Source organism: Streptomyces turgidiscabies Car8, assembly GCF_000331005.1.
GTDB classification, from domain to species: Bacteria; Actinomycetota; Actinomycetes; order Streptomycetales; family Streptomycetaceae; genus Streptomyces; species Streptomyces turgidiscabies.
On sequence record NZ_AEJB01000201.1, the window covers coordinates 13,581 to 30,061 of the forward strand.

At 66.6% G+C, this 16,481-nt stretch carries 22 protein-coding genes; 2 read left to right on the top strand and 20 right to left on the bottom strand.

Features of this window, described 5'->3' with window-relative positions:
* Window position 1: 1 nt before the first annotated feature.
* Complete coding sequence (locus STRTUCAR8_RS12275) at window positions 2-940, top strand: DUF389 domain-containing protein (RefSeq protein ID WP_006376012.1); 939 nt, start codon at window positions 2-4, stop codon at window positions 938-940.
* Window positions 941-1,055: 115 nt separating this feature from the next.
* Here the strand turns inward: STRTUCAR8_RS12275 and glmM are convergent, their stop codons facing one another.
* The 3 genes from glmM to rplM all read right to left on the bottom strand — a co-directional run bounded on the left by glmM (window position 1,056) and on the right by rplM (window position 3,678).
* Window positions 1,056-2,414: a phosphoglucosamine mutase gene (glmM, locus tag STRTUCAR8_RS12280; RefSeq protein ID WP_006376033.1), complete on the bottom strand. Its 1,359-nt coding sequence runs from the start codon at window positions 2,412-2,414 to the stop codon at window positions 1,056-1,058.
* 241 nt (window positions 2,415-2,655) lie between these two features.
* Window positions 2,656-3,192 carry a 30S ribosomal protein S9 gene (gene rpsI / locus STRTUCAR8_RS12285; RefSeq protein WP_006376017.1) on the bottom strand — a complete coding sequence of 179 codons (537 nt, stop codon included), beginning with the start codon at window positions 3,190-3,192 and terminating at the stop codon, window positions 2,656-2,658.
* 42 nt (window positions 3,193-3,234) lie between these two features.
* On the bottom strand, window positions 3,235-3,678 hold the full coding sequence (gene rplM, locus STRTUCAR8_RS12290) for a 50S ribosomal protein L13 (RefSeq protein ID WP_006376008.1): 444 nt from the start codon (window positions 3,676-3,678) through the stop codon (window positions 3,235-3,237).
* A gap of 371 nt (window positions 3,679-4,049) precedes the next feature.
* Here rplM and STRTUCAR8_RS12295 point away from each other — a divergent pair, with 371 nt between their 5' ends.
* Window positions 4,050-4,964, top strand: coding sequence for a hypothetical protein (locus STRTUCAR8_RS12295; RefSeq protein WP_006376026.1), 915 nt, complete (start codon window positions 4,050-4,052; stop codon window positions 4,962-4,964).
* 104 nt (window positions 4,965-5,068) lie between these two features.
* Here the strand turns inward: STRTUCAR8_RS12295 and truA are convergent, their stop codons facing one another.
* The 17 genes from truA to STRTUCAR8_RS12380 form a co-directional block, all read right to left on the bottom strand.
* Window positions 5,069-5,914, bottom strand: a complete 846-nt coding sequence (truA, locus tag STRTUCAR8_RS12300; protein ID WP_006376040.1) for a tRNA pseudouridine(38-40) synthase TruA — start codon at window positions 5,912-5,914, stop codon at window positions 5,069-5,071.
* Window positions 5,915-5,988: 74 nt separating this feature from the next.
* On the bottom strand, window positions 5,989-6,495 hold the full coding sequence (gene rplQ / locus STRTUCAR8_RS12305) for a 50S ribosomal protein L17 (protein WP_006376013.1): 507 nt from the start codon (window positions 6,493-6,495) through the stop codon (window positions 5,989-5,991).
* 181 nt (window positions 6,496-6,676) lie between these two features.
* Window positions 6,677-7,702: a DNA-directed RNA polymerase subunit alpha gene (locus STRTUCAR8_RS12310; protein WP_006376036.1), complete on the bottom strand. Its 1,026-nt coding sequence runs from the start codon at window positions 7,700-7,702 to the stop codon at window positions 6,677-6,679.
* A 130-nt stretch (window positions 7,703-7,832) separates the two neighbouring features.
* On the bottom strand, window positions 7,833-8,237 hold the full coding sequence (gene rpsK, locus STRTUCAR8_RS12315) for a 30S ribosomal protein S11 (protein WP_006376016.1): 405 nt from the start codon (window positions 8,235-8,237) through the stop codon (window positions 7,833-7,835).
* Window positions 8,238-8,306: 69 nt separating this feature from the next.
* On the bottom strand, window positions 8,307-8,687 hold the full coding sequence (rpsM, locus tag STRTUCAR8_RS12320) for a 30S ribosomal protein S13 (RefSeq protein WP_006376031.1): 381 nt from the start codon (window positions 8,685-8,687) through the stop codon (window positions 8,307-8,309).
* Window positions 8,688-8,890: 203 nt separating this feature from the next.
* The gene (gene rpmJ / locus STRTUCAR8_RS12325; RefSeq protein ID WP_003998809.1) at window positions 8,891-9,004 is read right to left on the bottom strand and encodes a 50S ribosomal protein L36; all 114 of its coding nucleotides are present in this window, start codon (window positions 9,002-9,004) and stop codon (window positions 8,891-8,893) included.
* A gap of 60 nt (window positions 9,005-9,064) precedes the next feature.
* Window positions 9,065-9,286, bottom strand: coding sequence for a translation initiation factor IF-1 (infA, locus tag STRTUCAR8_RS12330; protein ID WP_003948620.1), 222 nt, complete (start codon window positions 9,284-9,286; stop codon window positions 9,065-9,067).
* 879 nt (window positions 9,287-10,165) lie between these two features.
* Window positions 10,166-11,002, bottom strand: coding sequence for a type I methionyl aminopeptidase (gene map, locus STRTUCAR8_RS12335; RefSeq protein ID WP_006376009.1), 837 nt, complete (start codon window positions 11,000-11,002; stop codon window positions 10,166-10,168).
* 181 nt (window positions 11,003-11,183) lie between these two features.
* Entirely contained in the window at window positions 11,184-11,846 is a 663-nt protein-coding gene (locus tag STRTUCAR8_RS12340) for an adenylate kinase (RefSeq protein ID WP_006376024.1), read from the bottom strand.
* A complete protein-coding gene (gene secY, locus STRTUCAR8_RS12345; RefSeq protein ID WP_006376034.1) occupies window positions 11,846-13,162 on the bottom strand; it encodes a preprotein translocase subunit SecY in 1,317 nt (438 codons plus the stop codon). Before secY ends, STRTUCAR8_RS12340 begins: the two co-directional genes overlap by 1 nt.
* A 243-nt stretch (window positions 13,163-13,405) precedes the next feature.
* Window positions 13,406-13,861 carry a 50S ribosomal protein L15 gene (gene rplO, locus STRTUCAR8_RS12350; RefSeq protein ID WP_006376019.1) on the bottom strand — a complete coding sequence of 152 codons (456 nt, stop codon included), beginning with the start codon at window positions 13,859-13,861 and terminating at the stop codon, window positions 13,406-13,408.
* A 2-nt stretch (window positions 13,862-13,863) separates the two neighbouring features.
* Window positions 13,864-14,046: a 50S ribosomal protein L30 gene (rpmD, locus tag STRTUCAR8_RS12355; protein WP_006376032.1), complete on the bottom strand. Its 183-nt coding sequence runs from the start codon at window positions 14,044-14,046 to the stop codon at window positions 13,864-13,866.
* Window positions 14,046-14,651: a 30S ribosomal protein S5 gene (rpsE, locus tag STRTUCAR8_RS12360; protein ID WP_006376045.1), complete on the bottom strand. Its 606-nt coding sequence runs from the start codon at window positions 14,649-14,651 to the stop codon at window positions 14,046-14,048. The genes rpmD and rpsE overlap by 1 nt, the downstream gene beginning before the upstream one ends.
* A gap of 71 nt (window positions 14,652-14,722) precedes the next feature.
* Window positions 14,723-15,109: a 50S ribosomal protein L18 gene (gene rplR / locus STRTUCAR8_RS12365; protein ID WP_006376028.1), complete on the bottom strand. Its 387-nt coding sequence runs from the start codon at window positions 15,107-15,109 to the stop codon at window positions 14,723-14,725.
* A 3-nt stretch (window positions 15,110-15,112) separates the two neighbouring features.
* Window positions 15,113-15,652: a 50S ribosomal protein L6 gene (rplF, locus tag STRTUCAR8_RS12370; RefSeq protein ID WP_006376020.1), complete on the bottom strand. Its 540-nt coding sequence runs from the start codon at window positions 15,650-15,652 to the stop codon at window positions 15,113-15,115.
* A 21-nt stretch (window positions 15,653-15,673) separates the two neighbouring features.
* On the bottom strand, window positions 15,674-16,072 hold the full coding sequence (gene rpsH / locus STRTUCAR8_RS12375; protein WP_006376041.1) for a 30S ribosomal protein S8: 399 nt from the start codon (window positions 16,070-16,072) through the stop codon (window positions 15,674-15,676).
* A 219-nt stretch (window positions 16,073-16,291) separates the two neighbouring features.
* Window positions 16,292-16,477 (bottom strand): type Z 30S ribosomal protein S14, encoded by a 186-nt coding sequence (locus STRTUCAR8_RS12380; protein ID WP_003948630.1) that lies wholly within the window; start codon window positions 16,475-16,477, stop codon window positions 16,292-16,294.
* Between the last annotated feature and the right edge of the window lie 4 nt (window positions 16,478-16,481).

The following is a 16,481-nucleotide window of genomic DNA, read 5'->3' on the forward strand; positions in this document are numbered from 1 at the left end:
CATGCTCCACCTACGCCTCATCACCCCGGCCGGCAGCACCGACGACGTGGTCCGCCTGATCGAGAAGACGGTCGGCACCACCCACCTCGTCGTCCTCCCCGGCGCCGCCCGCAACCCCGCCGGGGACGTCGTGATGTGCGACGTGGCCCGGGAGGCGGGCGACGAACTCATCGCGGGGCTACGGGAGCTGGGCCTCGACGCGACCGGTTCCATCGCCGTGGAGAACATCGACCTGTCGCTCTCCCAGCGGGCCGACAAGGCCGAGAAGGACGCGCCCGGCGAGGGTGTGGACGCGGTCCTGTGGGAGCACCTCGCGGAGGCGACGCACGAGGAGTCGACGCTCTCGATCACGTACGTCTCGTTCATCACGCTCGCCACGATGATCGCGGCCTGCGGTGTGGTCCTCGACAACGCCATCCTGATCGTGGGCGCGATGGCGGTGGGCCCGGAGTTCGGCCCCCTGGCCGGCCTGAGCACCGCCCTCGTCCAACGCCACCCGAGGCTGGCGGCCCGCTCACTCATCGCCCTGCTGGTGGGCTTCGCGGTGGCGATGGCGGTGACGGTCGGTTTCAGCGTCTTCATGGACGCCGTCGGCCTGTTCACCGAGGCGAAACTGGAAGCGACGCGCCCCAACACCGGCTTCGTCTACGCCCCCGACTGGTTCTCGTTCGTCGTCGCGGCCCTCGCGGGCATCGCCGGCACGCTCTCCCTGACCTCGGCGAAGTCCGGCGCCCTGGTGGGTGTGGCCATCTCCGTGACCACCATCCCCGCCGCGGCCAACGCCGCCGTGGCCCTGAGCTACGGCGACATGGGCCAGACCTGGGGCTCCACGAAACAGCTCCTCCTGAACCTCCTGGGCATCATCCTGGCGGCCACCCTCACCCTCCTGGCCCAGAAATGGCTATGGAGCACCCAAAGAAACAACACCCGAACTTCTTGAGACACGGCCCACAGGGACGCGCCCCTCAAGGGGCGCGGGGAACTGCGCGACAAGCCACAACGAGCCGCCGGCCCGCCACGCACAAAACCCCCCGCCCCGAACCCGCCCCCGCCAACTACCCCAACGCCGACTTCACCACATCCGCCAACCGCCCAGCCACAGACCGAGCCTGATCGATATCCGCCGCCTCGACCATCACCCGAACCAACGGCTCGGTCCCGGAAGGCCGCAACAACACCCGCCCCGTAGCCCCGAGTTCACGCTCAGCCTCCGCCACCGCGGAAGCCAACTCCGCGGACGACCCCACCCGGGTCCGATCCACGTCCGGCACATTCACCAGCACCTGCGGCAACCGCACCATCACCGACGCGAGATCCCGCAGCGTACGACCGGTCTGCGCGACCCGAGCCGCCAGCAGCAACCCGGTCAGCGTCCCGTCACCGGTGGTCGCGTGGTCCGAGATGATCACGTGCCCGGACTGCTCACCGCCCAGCGCGTACCCGTGCTCCTTCATCTCCTCCAGCACATACCGGTCACCGACCGCCGCCTGGATCAGCGACAGCCCCTCCCGCTCCATGGCCAGCTTGAAGCCCAGGTTCGACATCACCGTGGCGACAACGGTGTCGGCCCGCAGCACACCCCGCTCCCGCATCGCCAGCGCGAGTACGGCCATGATCTGGTCGCCGTCCACATCCGCACCGGTGTGGTCGACGGCGAGGCAGCGGTCCGCGTCACCGTCGTGGGCGATACCGAGGTCGGCCCCGTGTTCGAGAACGGCGGCCTGGAGCTTGCCGAGGTGGGTGGAACCGCAGCCGTCGTTGATGTTGAGGCCGTCCGGCTCCGCGCCGATGGTGACGATCTCGGCGCCGGCCCGCGTGAACGCCTCGGGCGAGACCAGGCTGGCAGCGCCGTGCGCCTCGTCCAGCACCACCTTCAGACCGTCCAGTCGGTTCGGAAGAACCCCGACGAGATGGGTGACGTACCGCTCGAAACCCTCGTCGTACGACCGCACGCGGCCCACGCCGCCGCCCGTCGGACGGTCCCAGGGAGCGCCGGTGCGGTGCTCCTCGTAGACGGACTCGATCCGCTCCTCCAGCTCGTCGTCGAGTTTGTGGCCGCCGCGGGCCAGGAACTTGACGCCGTTGTCCGGCATGGCGTTGTGGCTGGCGGAGAGCATCACACCGAGGTCGGCTCCCAGCTCGGCGGTGAGGAACGCCACCGCCGGGGTGGGCAGCACACCGACCAGCAGGACGTCGACGCCCGCGCTGGCGAGGCCCGCGACCACGGCGGCCTCCAGGAACTCTCCTGACGCACGTGGGTCCCGTCCGACCACGGCCACCGGCCGGTGGCCCTCGAAGGAACCCGCCTCGGCGAGTACGTGGGCCGCCGCTACGGACAGGCCGAGAGCCAGCTCGGCTGTCAGGTCCGCGTTGGCGACACCGCGCACGCCGTCCGTGCCGAAGAGTCGTCCCACTGGTGTCCTCCGAAGGTGCTGGGGTTGTGCGGCTCGTGCCGAGTGTCCATGCCGGACCTGGCTACGTATATCCCCTGTGCCTGTTTCCAGGCTGTAGGGGCCGTTCCTCAAACCTGTGCCGTGAGCCTGTGCTAAGCAAGGCCCCCGGTAAACGAACCGCCCCGACAGCACGGAAAGTGCCGCCGGGGCGATACGTACGGAACGTCTGAGACGTACGAGACGTCCAGGAACAGCGGAGCGATTAACGCTTGCTGTACTGCGGGGCCTTACGGGCCTTCTTGAGACCGGCCTTCTTGCGCTCGACCGCACGGTCGTCACGACGGAGGAAGCCGGCCTTCTTGAGGGCGCCGCGGTTGTTGTCCACGTCGGCCTCGTTCAGCGCGCGGGCCACACCGAGGCGCAGGGCGCCGGCCTGACCGGAGACACCGCCACCCGTGATGCGGGCGACAACGTCGTAGCGGTTGTCGAGCTCGAGCACCTTGAAGGGCTCGTTGACTTCCTGCTGGTGCACCTTGTTGGGGAAGTAGTCCTCAAGGGTGCGACCGTTGATCTTCCACTTGCCGGTGCCCGGGACGATCCGGACGCGGGCGATGGCGTTCTTGCGACGGCCCAGGCCGGCGGCCGGCTGCGGGTCACCGAAGCGGCCGTCAAGGGCCTCCGAGTACTCGCCCTCGGCGACGGGCGCCTCGGACTCGGTGGTGTAGCTCTCGACGTCGGCGTTCTCGAACTCGACATCGGCGTTCTCGTCGAGCGGCTGCTCGACAGTGGTCTCGGCCACGATTCTCCTCAGAATTCTCTACGTCTTAGGGGGTGGCCGGAACTACTGCGCGACCTGGGTGATCTCGAACGGCACCGGCTGCTGGGCAGCGTGGGGGTGCTGGTCGCCCGAGTAGACCTTCAGCTTCGACAGGCACTGACGGCCCAGGGTGTTCTTGGGGATCATGCCCTTGATGGCCTTCTCGACGGCCTTCTCGGGGTTCTTCGCCAGAAGCTCGTCGTAGCGGACGGAGCGGAGACCACCCGGGTAGCCGGAGTGGCGGTACGCCATCTTCTGGGTCTTCTTGTTGCCGGAGAGGTGCACCTTGTCCGCGTTGATGATGATGACGAAGTCACCAGCGTCGACGTGCGGCGCATAGATCGGCTTGTGCTTGCCCCGAAGGATGTTCGCGGCGGTGGTGGCCAGACGGCCCAGGACGACATCCTGGGCGTCGATGACGTACCACTGGCGAGTGATGTCGCCGGGCTTAGGGCTGAACGTACGCACTTCGTAGCCTTCGCTTCTTCAGTGGATGGGTCCTGACACATGGCATCACTGAAGCGATCGTGCAGCTGGGGACGACAGTGCCGGGAGCCAGGCCCGTATGCCGCCCACTGGAAACTGCTCCAGGGAACCTACGTAAGAGCTTCTCGCCTGAGAGCGACCAAGCCGATACGCATAACGAACGCCCAGGCTACCCGCGCTGCCCCGGACGGGTCAAAACGAGGTCGGGAACGCCGGGCGCGGAGGACGCGGGGGGACAGTCCGGGCCGGTGTGTGAGAAACCACCCGGAACCCCGACTCCGTTGCTCCCGTGGCCCATGAGAAGGGTCTGAGACGCATCGGCACAGGGGTTGCGCGGCGTCTAAGATGCGCCCATGAGCTTTGGGCAGGGGGGACCTCAGTGGGATCCCTGGAAACCGAATACCCCGCAACAACCGTGGGACGACCAGAGCGGCCGGGCCCCGCAGCAGCCGTGGGGCGGTCAGAGCGGCGGCCAGGCCCCCGACTGGGCGGCGCTCGCCGACGCGTCCGAGACGCGTAACAGACGCCGCAGACTCCTGCTGATCGTCACGGCCGCGGTGGCCACCGTCGGCGTGGGCGCCGCCGTCGCCATGGCCGTGGTCAACGCCGACGGCAACAACCAGGCCTCCAACAGGCCGACCTCCGGGCTGCCCGCCACCGCGGACATCCCCAGCGACACCGCCTCGGCGGTGCCGTCGTTCGAGCCGACGAGCGCGCCGCCGCCGCTGGATCCGAAGGACTTCATATCCAGTGTGCAGAAGGACACGGCGGAGCTGACGCCGGACACCCTCTTCCCCGGCACACAGCTGACGATGGGCGAGCGCCTCTACAAGAAGGGCCCGACCGCGGACACGGCGAACTGCGCGTCGGCGACGAAGAACACCCTTCCGAAGATCCTCAAGGACAACAGGTGCACGCGCTTCCTGCGCGTCACGTACAGCAAGGACGGCGTCGCGGTCACGGTCGGCGTGGCCGTCTTCGACACCGAGGCCCAGGCCACGAAGGTCAAGGCCACGGCGGACAAGAAGAGCATCGTCGAGTCCCTGTCCGGCGGCGGTGTCCCGACGTTCTGCCGCTCGGCGATCTGCCGCTCGACCACCAACTCGTACGGCCGCTACGCCTACTTCACGATCGCCGGCTTCACCGACGGCAAGGACGTGACGACGAAGAGCACGGCCGTCTTCACCACGGGCGACGACCTGGGTGAGTTCGCCTTCCGCCAGATCAGGCGCCGAGGCGAGGCCCAGGCTTCGGCGGCCAGCCAGTAGCACGCCCAGAGGTTTCCTCCCGCCCTCCGACGGCCGACGATCACTGATCTGATCGTCGGCCGTCGCGCGTGAGCCGTGTGGGCCACCTGGCCTAGGGGGGCACGTCAGTGCACCTCGCCCCGCACCCGCCGGGCCAGCAGCTGCCGCGCGGCGAGCTGGTCGTCCGCCGGGTAGGCGACCTCCTCCAGGGTCAGCCCGTACGGCCGTACGACATGCACGGCGCTGTCACGCACCCGCGCGTCCAGCACCCGTCGCGGCCACTCCACCGTCCGGTGCCCGTCGCCCACGAACAGCAGCGCGCCGACCATGGACCGCACCTGGTTGTGGCAGAAGGCGTCGGCGCGGACCTCGATCTCGACGACGCCGTCCAGCCGCCGGCGTACCCCGAAGTCGAAGATCTCGCGGACCGTCGAGGCCCCCTCGCGCTTCTTCGCGTACGCGGCGAAGTCATGCTCCCCGACCAGGGACTTGGCGGCGGCGTCCATCACGTCGACGTCCAGCTCCCAGTCGTGCCACAGCACATGGCTGCGCAGCAGCGGGTCGACCCCGCCGGGCCGGTCGCCGACCCGGTAGACGTAACGCCGCCACAGAGCGGCGAACCGCGCGTTGAACCCGCCCGGCGCCTCGGCGGCCCGCCACACCCGCACGTCCTTGGGCAACCGCCCGGCAAGCCGCTTGAGCAGCTTCTCCCGGTGCTCGTCCCACACCGCCACCGGCAGATCGACATGGGCGACCTGCCCCCGCGCATGCACCCCGGTGTCGGTACGCCCGGCCACGGTCAGGTCGTACGTGGCCTCCCCGGACCGGGTCACCGTCCGCAGGGCGTCCTCGATCTCCCCCTGTACGGTCCTGCGTCCACCGGGCTGCCTGGCCCACCCGGAGAACCCGGTGCCGTCGTAGGAAAGGTCCAGCCGCACCCGTACGAACCCGGGCTCTACGTCATCACTCACCCAGAGATCCTCTCAGCAACACAAAAGCGGGCCCGCCCCGGAAAGGAACGGACCCGCTTCTACGACACGAACGCTTACGCGTCCTTCGACTCCTCGGCCGGAGCCGCGTCCTCGACGACCTCGTCGGACTTGGCCTCGACGGCCTCGTCCTTCTTGAGGGTGTCTTCCTTGACGGCACGCTTGGTCGCCGCCTCGGCCTCACCGGTGGCCTGCTGGGCCACGGTCAGGGCCTCCACCAGCTCGATGACAGCCATGGGCGCGTTGTCGCCACGACGGTTACCGATCTTGGTGATACGGGTGTAACCACCCGGGCGGTTCTCGTAGCGCGGGCCGATCTCGGTGAAGAGCGTGTGCACGATGCTCTTGTCCGAGATGACCTGGAGCACCTGACGGCGGTTGTGAAGGTCACCCTTCTTCGCCTTGGTGACCAGACGCTCGGCGTACGGACGCAGCCGGCGCGCCTTCGCCTCGGTGGTCGTGATCTTGCCGTGCTCGAAGAGCGACTTCGCGAGGTTCGCAAGAAGCAGCTTCTCGTGCGCGGCACTGCCGCCCAGACGGGCACCCTTGGCGGGCTTCGGCATGATCTTTCTCCTTGTTGTCTGCCCCGGCCGTATCAGGTACCAGAGTCAGTGTCCGAGCAGGCGGTCACCCGTCGGAGATCCGGGAGCAGCCACGAAGGGGCGATCCCGGAAGGGGCGCGAGGAACTGCGCGATCAAGCACAGCGCACCCGCACCCAAAACTAAACCGTGAGTCCCGAGCTCTCAGTACTGCTCGGTCTCCACGAACCCTGCGTCCACATCGTCATCATCGGCGCCGAAGGCGCCCACCGCGGCGGTCGGGTCGAACCCGGGAGGCGAGTCCTTGAGCGCAAGACCCATCCCCGCCAGCTTCGCCTTGACCTCGTCGATGGACTTCGCACCGAAGTTGCGGATGTCCAGCAGATCGGCCTCGGAACGAGCCACGAGCTCACCCACGGAGTGGATGCCCTCGCGCTTCAGGCAGTTGTACGACCGAACGGTGAGCTCCAGCTCCTCGATCGGCAGCGCGAGATCAGCGGCGAGGGCTGCGTCCGTCGGGGACGGACCCATGTCGATGCCCTCGGCGTCGACGTTGAGCTCACGGGCAAGCCCGAACAGCTCGACCAGCGTCTTACCGGCCGACGCCATGGCGTCACGGGGACGCATGGCCTGCTTGGTCTCGACGTCGACGATCAGCTTGTCGAAGTCGGTGCGCTGCTCGACACGCGTGGCCTCGACCTTGTACGTGACCTTGAGAACCGGCGAGTAGATCGAGTCGATCGGAATACGACCGATCTCCTGACCCACCTGCTTGTTCTGCACAGCGGAGACGTAGCCGCGACCGCGCTCGACGGTCAGCTCCACCTCCAGCTTGCCCTTGCCGTTGAGCGTGGCGAGGACCAGGTCGGGGTTGTGCACCTCGACACCGGCCGGCGGCGCGATGTCAGCGGCGGTGACGAGACCCGGACCCTGCTTGCGCAGGTACATCACGACCGGTTCGTCGTGCTCGCTGCTGACGACGAGCTGCTTGATGTTGAGGATGAGGTCGGTGACGTCCTCCTTGACACCCGGCACGGTGGTGAACTCGTGCAGAACTCCGTCGACACGGATGCTGGTGACAGCCGCACCCGGAATCGAGGACAGCAGAGTCCGGCGGAGGGAGTTACCGAGGGTGTAGCCGAAACCCGGCTCCAGCGGTTCGATGACGAAACGGGAGCGGAACTCGTCGACGACCTCTTCGGTCAGGGACGGACGCTGAGCGATCAGCATGTGGAAATCCTTCAGTCATGGACACCCGCTATTTGATGCCCGACTAGTACTACAAGGGTACGGGCGATACGGCTCCAAGGAGCCATACCGCCCGAAACCTCAAGACTTCAAACCGGCAAACGCCCGTGCGTCAGACGCGACGGCGCTTGGGCGGACGGCAGCCGTTGTGCGGGGTGGGGGTGACGTCCTGGATGGAGCCGACCTCAAGACCGGTCGCCTGAAGCGAACGGATGGCCGTCTCGCGACCCGAACCCGGGCCCTTGACGAAGACGTCAACCTTGCGCATGCCGTGCTCCTGCGCGCGGCGGGCGGCCGACTCGGCGGCCATCTGCGCGGCGAAGGGGGTGGACTTGCGCGAGCCCTTGAAGCCGACGTGGCCGGCGGAGGCCCAGGAGATCACGTTGCCCGCGGGGTCCGTGATCGAGACGATGGTGTTGTTGAACGTGCTCTTGATGTGGGCGTGCCCATGAGCGACGTTCTTCTTTTCCTTGCGGCGCACCTTCTTGGCAGCGCCCTGACGACCCTTGGGGGGCATCTAAATCTCCTACAGGGAGGTGGTCGGTCCTACAGCGAAGACCGCTGATGAAGCGTTGTCCGCTGAGGACTACTTCTTGCCCGGCTTCTTCTTGCCGGCGATGGCGCGACGCGGGCCCTTGCGGGTACGAGCGTTCGTGCTGGTGCGCTGACCGTGGACGGGCAGGCCACGGCGGTGGCGAATACCCTGGTAGCAGCCGATCTCGATCTTCCGGCGAATGTCGCCCTGGATCTCGCGACGGAGGTCACCCTCGGTCTTGATGTTGGCGTCCACGTACTCGCGGATCGCGACGAGCTGCTCCTCGGAGAGGTCCCGAACACGGGTGTTCGGGTCGATGCCCGTCTCCGCCAGCGTCAGCTGGGAAAGGGTCCGGCCGATGCCGAACACGTAGGTGAGGGCGACCTCCACACGCTTTTCGCGCGGGATGTCAACACCGGAAACGCGTGCCATTCAATGGCTCCAGTTGTCGATCGGAGGTCTTCCACAAAGCCGTTTCCCAGCCGCCGTATGAGGTACGAACTGGGTCCCCGGCCTCCGACCGGGGGTATCAGGTCTCTTGGAACTCCATTGGAACTCCGGACCTGGGCTCTGCGTATGAACATGTACTGCTCGCGTCGCGCGAATTTCTGCGGATGCAGAGGGTGGGTCGTGCGTCAGCCCTGGCGCTGCTTGTGCCGCGGGTTCTCGCAGATGACCATGACCCGACCATGACGGCGGATCACCCTGCACTTGTCGCAGATCTTCTTGACGCTCGGCTTGACCTTCATGGGGTGAGGTTCTCCGGGTCAGTTGCCGGCGGCCCCGCTTGCACGGGACGTGGGCAAGATCTACTTGTATCGGTAGACGATGCGGCCACGCGTCAGGTCGTACGGAGACAGCTCCACCACGACCCTGTCGTCAGGGAGGATGCGGATGTAGTGCATACGCATCTTGCCGCTGATGTGTGCCAGGACCTGGTGGCCGTTCTGGAGCTCAACCTTGAACATGGCGTTCGGAAGAGACTCGACGACAGTGCCCTCGATCTCGATGGCACCTTGCTTCTTGGCCACGCTTCGCCCTTCGAATCGACTACCTTGATCGACTCTCATGCGTTCCCTTGATGGGCGCATGCGGACATGCGGGTGCACGAGAGCCGACGAGTCAGTCTACGTCAGCACACCCGGAAAGACGAATCGAGGAAGACTGCCCCACAGCCGTGATCCTTAACCAACACGACACACCAACACCCACCCAGCGACAGGCCGACCCGCCAACCAGAACGCCCGAACGAAACCCAGACCCCGTCCCCCCGACCAGGGGCCCAGGGGCAGCGCTCCCCCTCCGGCACGACGACACACGACCCCACCAAGGGGCCCCGGGGCAGCAACCGCCCGGGGGCGACGGTGGAGCCCCGGCAGTGGGGACTCAGTCTTCGCCCGGGGGCCGGCGGGCCCAGTCCCCGCCCGGGGGCCAGCAACCGCAACCCTCGCCCGAGGCCCAGGGAACGCAGCCCCCGAAGCGGGGAGCAGGGGCAGTCCCACCCGGGGACCCAGCGACCGCGACCCCCACCAGTGCCAGGGGGCGCAGCCCAAAGCAGGGTGCAGGGGACACAGCCCCCGCCCAGTGGCCCACCGACCGCAACCCCCACCCGGGACCAGGGACACAGTCCCACCCAGGGCCAGGGGGGCGCAGCCCACAGCAGGGTGCAGGGGACACAGTCCACAGCAGGGTGCAGGGGACACAGTCCCCGCCCAGCGGCCCACCGACCGCAACCCCCACCCGGGACCAGGGACACAGTCCCACCCAGGGCCAGGGGGCGCAGCCCAAAGCAGGGTGCAGGGGACGCAGCCCCCGCCCGGGGGTTCAGGGGGCTGCGCCCCCTGGCGGGGTCGAAGGGGCGGAGCCCCTGGGGATGGGACGGGTAGGGGCGGCGGGGGCGAGGAAACCCCCTACGCCAGCGGATCCGGCGCCGCAGTCACCCCGAGCTCAGCCAACTTCGCCGCCCCACCGTCGGGAGACGTAAGCACCAACACCCCCGCCTCCGTCAACGCCACAGAGTGCTCCCAGTGCGACGACCACGTCCCGTCCGTCGTGATGACCGTCCAGTCGTCCGCCAGCACCTCGGTCCTCGGCGTACCCAGCGACACCATCGGCTCGATCGCGAGACAGAACCCGGGAACCAGCTTCGGCCCCTTCCCCCGCTTGCGCTCGACGTAGTTCAGCAGATGCGGGTCCATGTGCATCTCCGTACCGATGCCGTGCCCGCCGTAGTCCTCGACGATCCCGTACCGCCCGCCACCGGCCTTCGGCTGACGCCGGATGTACGTCTCGATCGCCCGCGAGATGTCGACCAGCCGGTTCCCCACCTTCATCGCGGCGATCCCGGCCCACATCGACTCCTCCGTCACCCGCGACAGCTCGATCAGCTCAGGGGCGTGCCCCGACCCCACGAACGCCGTGTACGCCGCGTCCCCGTGCCAGCCGTCGATGATCGCACCGCAGTCGATGGAGATGATGTCCCCGTCCTTCAGCACGACCTCGTCGGACGGGATGCCGTGGACGACGACCTCGTTGACGGAGGTGCAGATGGTGGCCGGGAACCCGCCGTACCCGAGGAAGTTCGGCTTCGCGCCGTGATCCGCGAGCACCTTCCGCGCGACCATGTCCAGATCCTTCGTACTGGCGCCCGGCACGGCCGCCTCACGAGTGGCCGCGTGGATGGCGGCGACGACAAGCCCCGCCTCGCGCATCTTGGCGATCTGCTCGGGGGTCTTGATCTGCACCATGGGAACTACGGCCTTTCCTGAACCGACCAGTCGGGGAAACGAACGGACACACAACAGCCAAGGAACCAACAAGCCAAGGAACTACCGAGCCAACGATACGGGCCCCACCCCAACGCAGCAGCCGCGGTCCCCTGACAGGGAACCGCGGCTGTCCGACGTAAAACCCGGAAGGGAAGAAGAGCTACTCGCCCTCGCCGTCACCCTTCAGCGCGGCCATCGCCTTGCCCGTGACGTCCTCCACCTTGCCCAGCGCCGAGATCGTCACCACGAGGCCCTGGACCTTGTAGTAGTCGATGATCGGCTCGGTCTGGGTGTGGTAGACCTCCAGCCGCTTGCGGACCGTCTCCTCGGAGTCGTCGTCCCGCTGGTACAGCTCGCCACCGCAGACGTCACAGACGCCCTCGGCCTTCGGCGGCTGGTACGTCACGTGGAAGACGTGCGCCGAGTCGTTACGGCAGATGCGGCGGCCGGCGATGCGCTTGACCACCTCGTCCTCGGGGACCTCCAGGTCGAGGACCGCGTCCAGCTTCATGGACTCGGCCTTCAGCATCTCGTCCAGCGCCTCGGCCTGCGAGACGTTCCGCGGGAAGCCGTCCAGCAGGAAGCCGTTCACCGCGTCGGGCTGCTCCATGCGGTCCTTGGCCATCGCGATCGTGACCTCGTCCGGCACCAGGTTGCCCGCGTCCATGTAGGACTTCGCGAGTTTCCCGAGATCCGTCTGCTTGCTGATGTTGGCCCGGAAGAGGTCGCCCGTGGAGATGTGCGGGATCGACAGGTTCTTGGCGAGGAACGCGGCTTGCGTTCCCTTCCCGGCACCAGGAGGCCCGACGAGGACGATTCGCATCAGCGGAGGAACCCTTCGTAATTGCGCTGCTGGAGCTGGCTCTCAATCTGCTTCACGGTCTCAAGACCGACACCCACGATGATGAGGATGCTGGTCCCGCCGAACGGGAAGTTCTGGTTTGCATTGAAACCAACCAACGCCATCGTCGGTACGAGAGCGATCAGACCCAGGTACAGCGAACCCGGCCAGGTGATCCGGTTGAGTACGTAGCTCAGGTACTCAGCAGTCGGCCGACCAGCCCGGATGCCCGGGATGAAGCCACCATACTTCTTCATGTTGTCGGCTACTTCTTCGGGGTTGAAGGAGATGGCGACGTAGAAGAACGCGAAGAAAACGATCAGCGTGAAGTAGGTGGCGATGTAAATCGGGTGGTCACCCTTGGTCAGGTTCTGCTCGATCCACGTCTTCCAGCCGGAAGTCCCGCCGGAGAACTGCGCGACCAGCGCGGGAATGTAGAGCAGCGAGGAGGCAAAGATCACAGGGATGATGCCGGCCTGGTTGACCTTGAGCGGAATGTACGTCGACGTGCCGCCGTAGGACCGGCGACCGATCATGCGCTTCGCGTACTGGACCGGAATGCGGCGCTGAGCCTGCTCGACGAAGACCACCAGCGCGACCATGACGAGACCGACGGCGATGACCGTGCCGAACTCGATCCAGCCGCCCGCCAGGTCACCCTGGGTCTTGATGGCCCACAGCGCCGACGGGAAGGTGGCGGCGATCGAGATGAACATCAGGATGGACATGCCGTTGCCGATGCCGCGGTCGGTGATGAGCTCACCGAGCCACATGACCATGGCGGTACCGGCGGTCATGGTGATGACCATCGTGACGGTCACGAAGATCGACTGGTCCGGGACGATCTCGCTGGCGACGGTGCAGCCGCTGAAAAGCGCACCGCTGCGCGCGGTGGCGACCAGACCGGTGCCCTGGAGGATGGCGAGAGCCACCGTCAGGTAACGGGTGTACTGCGTGATCTTCGCTGTGCCCGCCTGGCCCTCCTTCTTGAGGGCTTCCAGGCGCGGGATCACCACCGTCAGCAGCTGCAGGATGATGCTCGCCGTGATGTACGGCATGATGCCCAGCGCGAAGATCGTGATCTGCAGCAGTGCCCCGCCGCTGAACATGTTGACCAGACCGAACAGGCCCTGGCTTCCGTTCTTCGCGACGTCGATACACGTCTGGACGTTCTGATAGTCGACACCTGGGATCGGGATGTGCGTGCCCACCCGATAGACCACGATGATGCCGAGCGTGAAGAGCAGCTTCTTGCGCAGGTCGGGCGTCTTGAACGCCCGGGCGAACGCGGTGAGCACGGTGCCTCCTGCGACCCCCGCGCTACTGCGTAGAGGTGACGGTTTTGAGGTTCGACGAATACGTTGACAGATAACTAACAGCCGAGAGGGGTCCGGAGTTCCTCATGAACACAGCGGACTCAACTTGACAGTGCTGGCCACCTTACCGGCGACCAAGCTTCCTAGGAACGACCAACCGGGGATACCCCATTTGTGGGGTATCCCCGGTAGGGATCGCTCAAGTCATCGAGACGCCTGTGGTGTTCAGAGCAGCTCGGTGACGGTACCGCCGGCGGCGGTGATCTTCTCCTTGGCGGAGCCGGAGACGGCGTCGACCGTCACCTGCAGCGCCACGGAGACCTCGCCCTGGCCGAGGACCTTGACAAGGCTGTTCTTGCGAACGGCACCCTTGGCGACGAGACCCTCGACGGTGACCTCGCCACCCTCCGGGTACAGCGCGCCCAGCTTGTCGAGGTTCACGACCTGGTACTCGGTCTTGAACGGGTTCTTGAAGCCCTTGAGCTTCGGGAGACGCATGTGGAGGGGCATCTGGCCACCCTCGAAGCGCTCCGGAACCTGGTAACGGGCCTTCGTGCCCTTGGTACCACGTCCAGCCGTCTTACCCTTCGACGCCTCACCACGACCCACACGGGTCTTGGCGGTCTTGGCGCCCGGGGCAGGACGGAGGTTGTGGATCTTGAGCGGGTTGTTCTCCGCCATGATCAGTCGACCTCCTCAACCGTCACGAGGTGGCGGACGGTGTGAACCATTCCGCGGAACTCGGGGCGGTCCTCCTTGACGACCACGGTGTTGATCCCCTTGAGACCAAGGGACCGCAGGGTGTCACGGTGGTTCTGCTTGCTGCCGATGTACGACTTCGTCTGCGTGACCTTGAGGCGAGCCATTACGCACCCGCTCCCGCACGTGCACGGAGCAGAGCCGCGGGGGCGACGTCCTCGAGGGGCAGACCGCGGCGGGCCGCGATCTCCTCGGGACGCTGCAGGCCCTTGAGGGCCGCCACGGTCGCGTGCACGATGTTGATCGCGTTGGACGAGCCGAGCGACTTCGACAGGATGTCGTGAACGCCGGCGCACTCCAGGACAGCACGCACCGGGCCACCGGCGATAACGCCGGTACCGGGGGAAGCAGGCTTGAGCAGGACGACGCCCGCGGCCTTCTCGCCCGTGATCGGGTGCGGGATGGTGCCCTGGATACGGGGGACCTTGAAGAAGTGCTTCTTGGCCTCTTCAACACCCTTGGCGATCGCGGCCGGCACCTCCTTGGCCTTGCCGTAACCGACACCGACGGTGCCATCGCCATCGCCCACTACGACGAGCGCAGTGAAGCTGAAGCGACGACCACCCTTCACAACCTTGGCGACGCGGTTGATCGCGACAACGCGCTCAACGTACGCGGTCTTCTCGGCGGCAGCAGCGCCGCCGTCACGGCCCTTCCGGTCCCGCCGCTCGCCGCCACCGGCACCGCTTCCGCGGCGCTGGGGTCCAGCCATTGGATTACCTCTCTCTTTTTCCGCTAGCTACGCTGCGCTGCGACAGTTAAGTCGCGAGCGCGACGGGCGGCTCAGAACTTGAGCCCGGCTTCGCGGGCGGCGTCGGCCAGGGCGGCGATGCGACCGGCGTACCGGCTGCCACCACGGTCGAACACGACGGACTCGACACCCGCGGCCTTGGCGCGCTCGGCGACGAGTGCGCCGACCTTGCCGGCCTGCGCCGACTTGTCTTCGCCCTCGTTACCGCGGATCGAAGCGTCCAGGGTCGACGCCGACGCCAGGGTGTGACCCTGGATGTCGTCGATGACCTGGGCCACGATGTGGCGGTTCGAGCGGGTTACAACCAGGCGGGGACGCTCAGCCGTTCCGTTGACCTTCTTACGGATCCGGATGTGACGCCGCTTGATGGCAGCACGCTTGTAAGCGTCGCCCTTAGCGATCTTCGTACCGTATGCCATGGCTTACTTACCCGCCTTTCCGACCTTGCGGCGGATGACTTCGCCCTCGTACTTGACACCCTTGGCCTTGTACGGGTCGGGCTTGCGCAGCTTGCGGATGTTGGCCGCAACCTCGCCGACCTTCTGCTTGTCGATGCCCTCGACCGAGAAGTGTGTCGGGTTCTCGACCTTGAACGAGATGCCCTCGGGCGCCTCGACGGTGATCGAGTGGCTGTAGCCGAGCGCGAACTCAAGAGTCGAACCCTTGGCCGCCACGCGGTAACCGACACCGCTGATCTCGAGCTTCTTCACGTAACCCTGGGTCACGCCGGTGATCATGTTCGCCACCAGCGTGCGGGACAAGCCGTGCAGGGCCTTGTTCTGACGCTCGTCGTTGGGGCGGGTGACGTTGAGAACGCCGTCCTCACCCTTGGCGATGTCGATCGGCGCAGCGACGGTGTGAGAGAGAGAGCCCTTGGGGCCCTTCACCTGGACCGTACGGCCGTCGATGGTGACGTCCACGCCGGCGGGAACCGTGATGGGGAGCTTGCCAATACGCGACATAGCTGTTTCCTCCGTTCCCTTCTACCAGACGTAGGCGAGGACTTCTCCGCCTACGCCCTTCTTGCCGGCCTGCTTGTCGGTGAGGAGACCGTGAGACGTGGAGATGATCGCCACGCCCAGGCCGCCGAGCACCTTCGGCAGGTTGGTGGACTTCGCGTAAACCCGGAGACCGGGCTTGGAGATCCGCTTGATGCCCGCGATGGAGCGCTCACGGTTCGGGCCGAACTTCAGCTCGAGGACGAGCTTCTTGCCGACTTCGGCGTCCTCGACCTTCCAGCCCGTGATGAAGCCCTCCTGCTGGAGGATCTCCGCGATGTGCGACTTGATCTTGCTGTGCGGCATCGCGACGTCGTCGTGGTATGCCGAGTTCGCGTTACGCAGACGAGTCAGCATGTCCGCGATCGGATCAGTCATGGTCATGAATTGGCCTTCGGCCTCTCTCGCCGGGGTTTCCTGGATGCGCCATCCCTCTCCCCACTCACTCAGTGGCGGGACGGGTGCGGTGCGGGGGACCTACGGCGTAGTAAGTCGTACGGGCGGCAATCAGGCGCCCAACCCTCCAAGCCTAAGCCATGAAAGGGTGGGCGCCTGACACGCCCATTGCTTACCGAGAGCTTCCGGAATCCCTAGAAAACGGGATTACCAGGAGCTCTTGGTCACGCCCGGCAGCTCGCCACGGTGAGCCATCTCACGAAGGCACACGCGGCAGAGGCCGAACTTGCGGTACACGGAGTGCGGACGGCCGCAGCGCTGGCAGCGCGTGTAGCCACGTACACCGAACTTGGGCTTACGAGCAGCCTTGGCAATCAGAGCCTTCTTCGCCATCTCG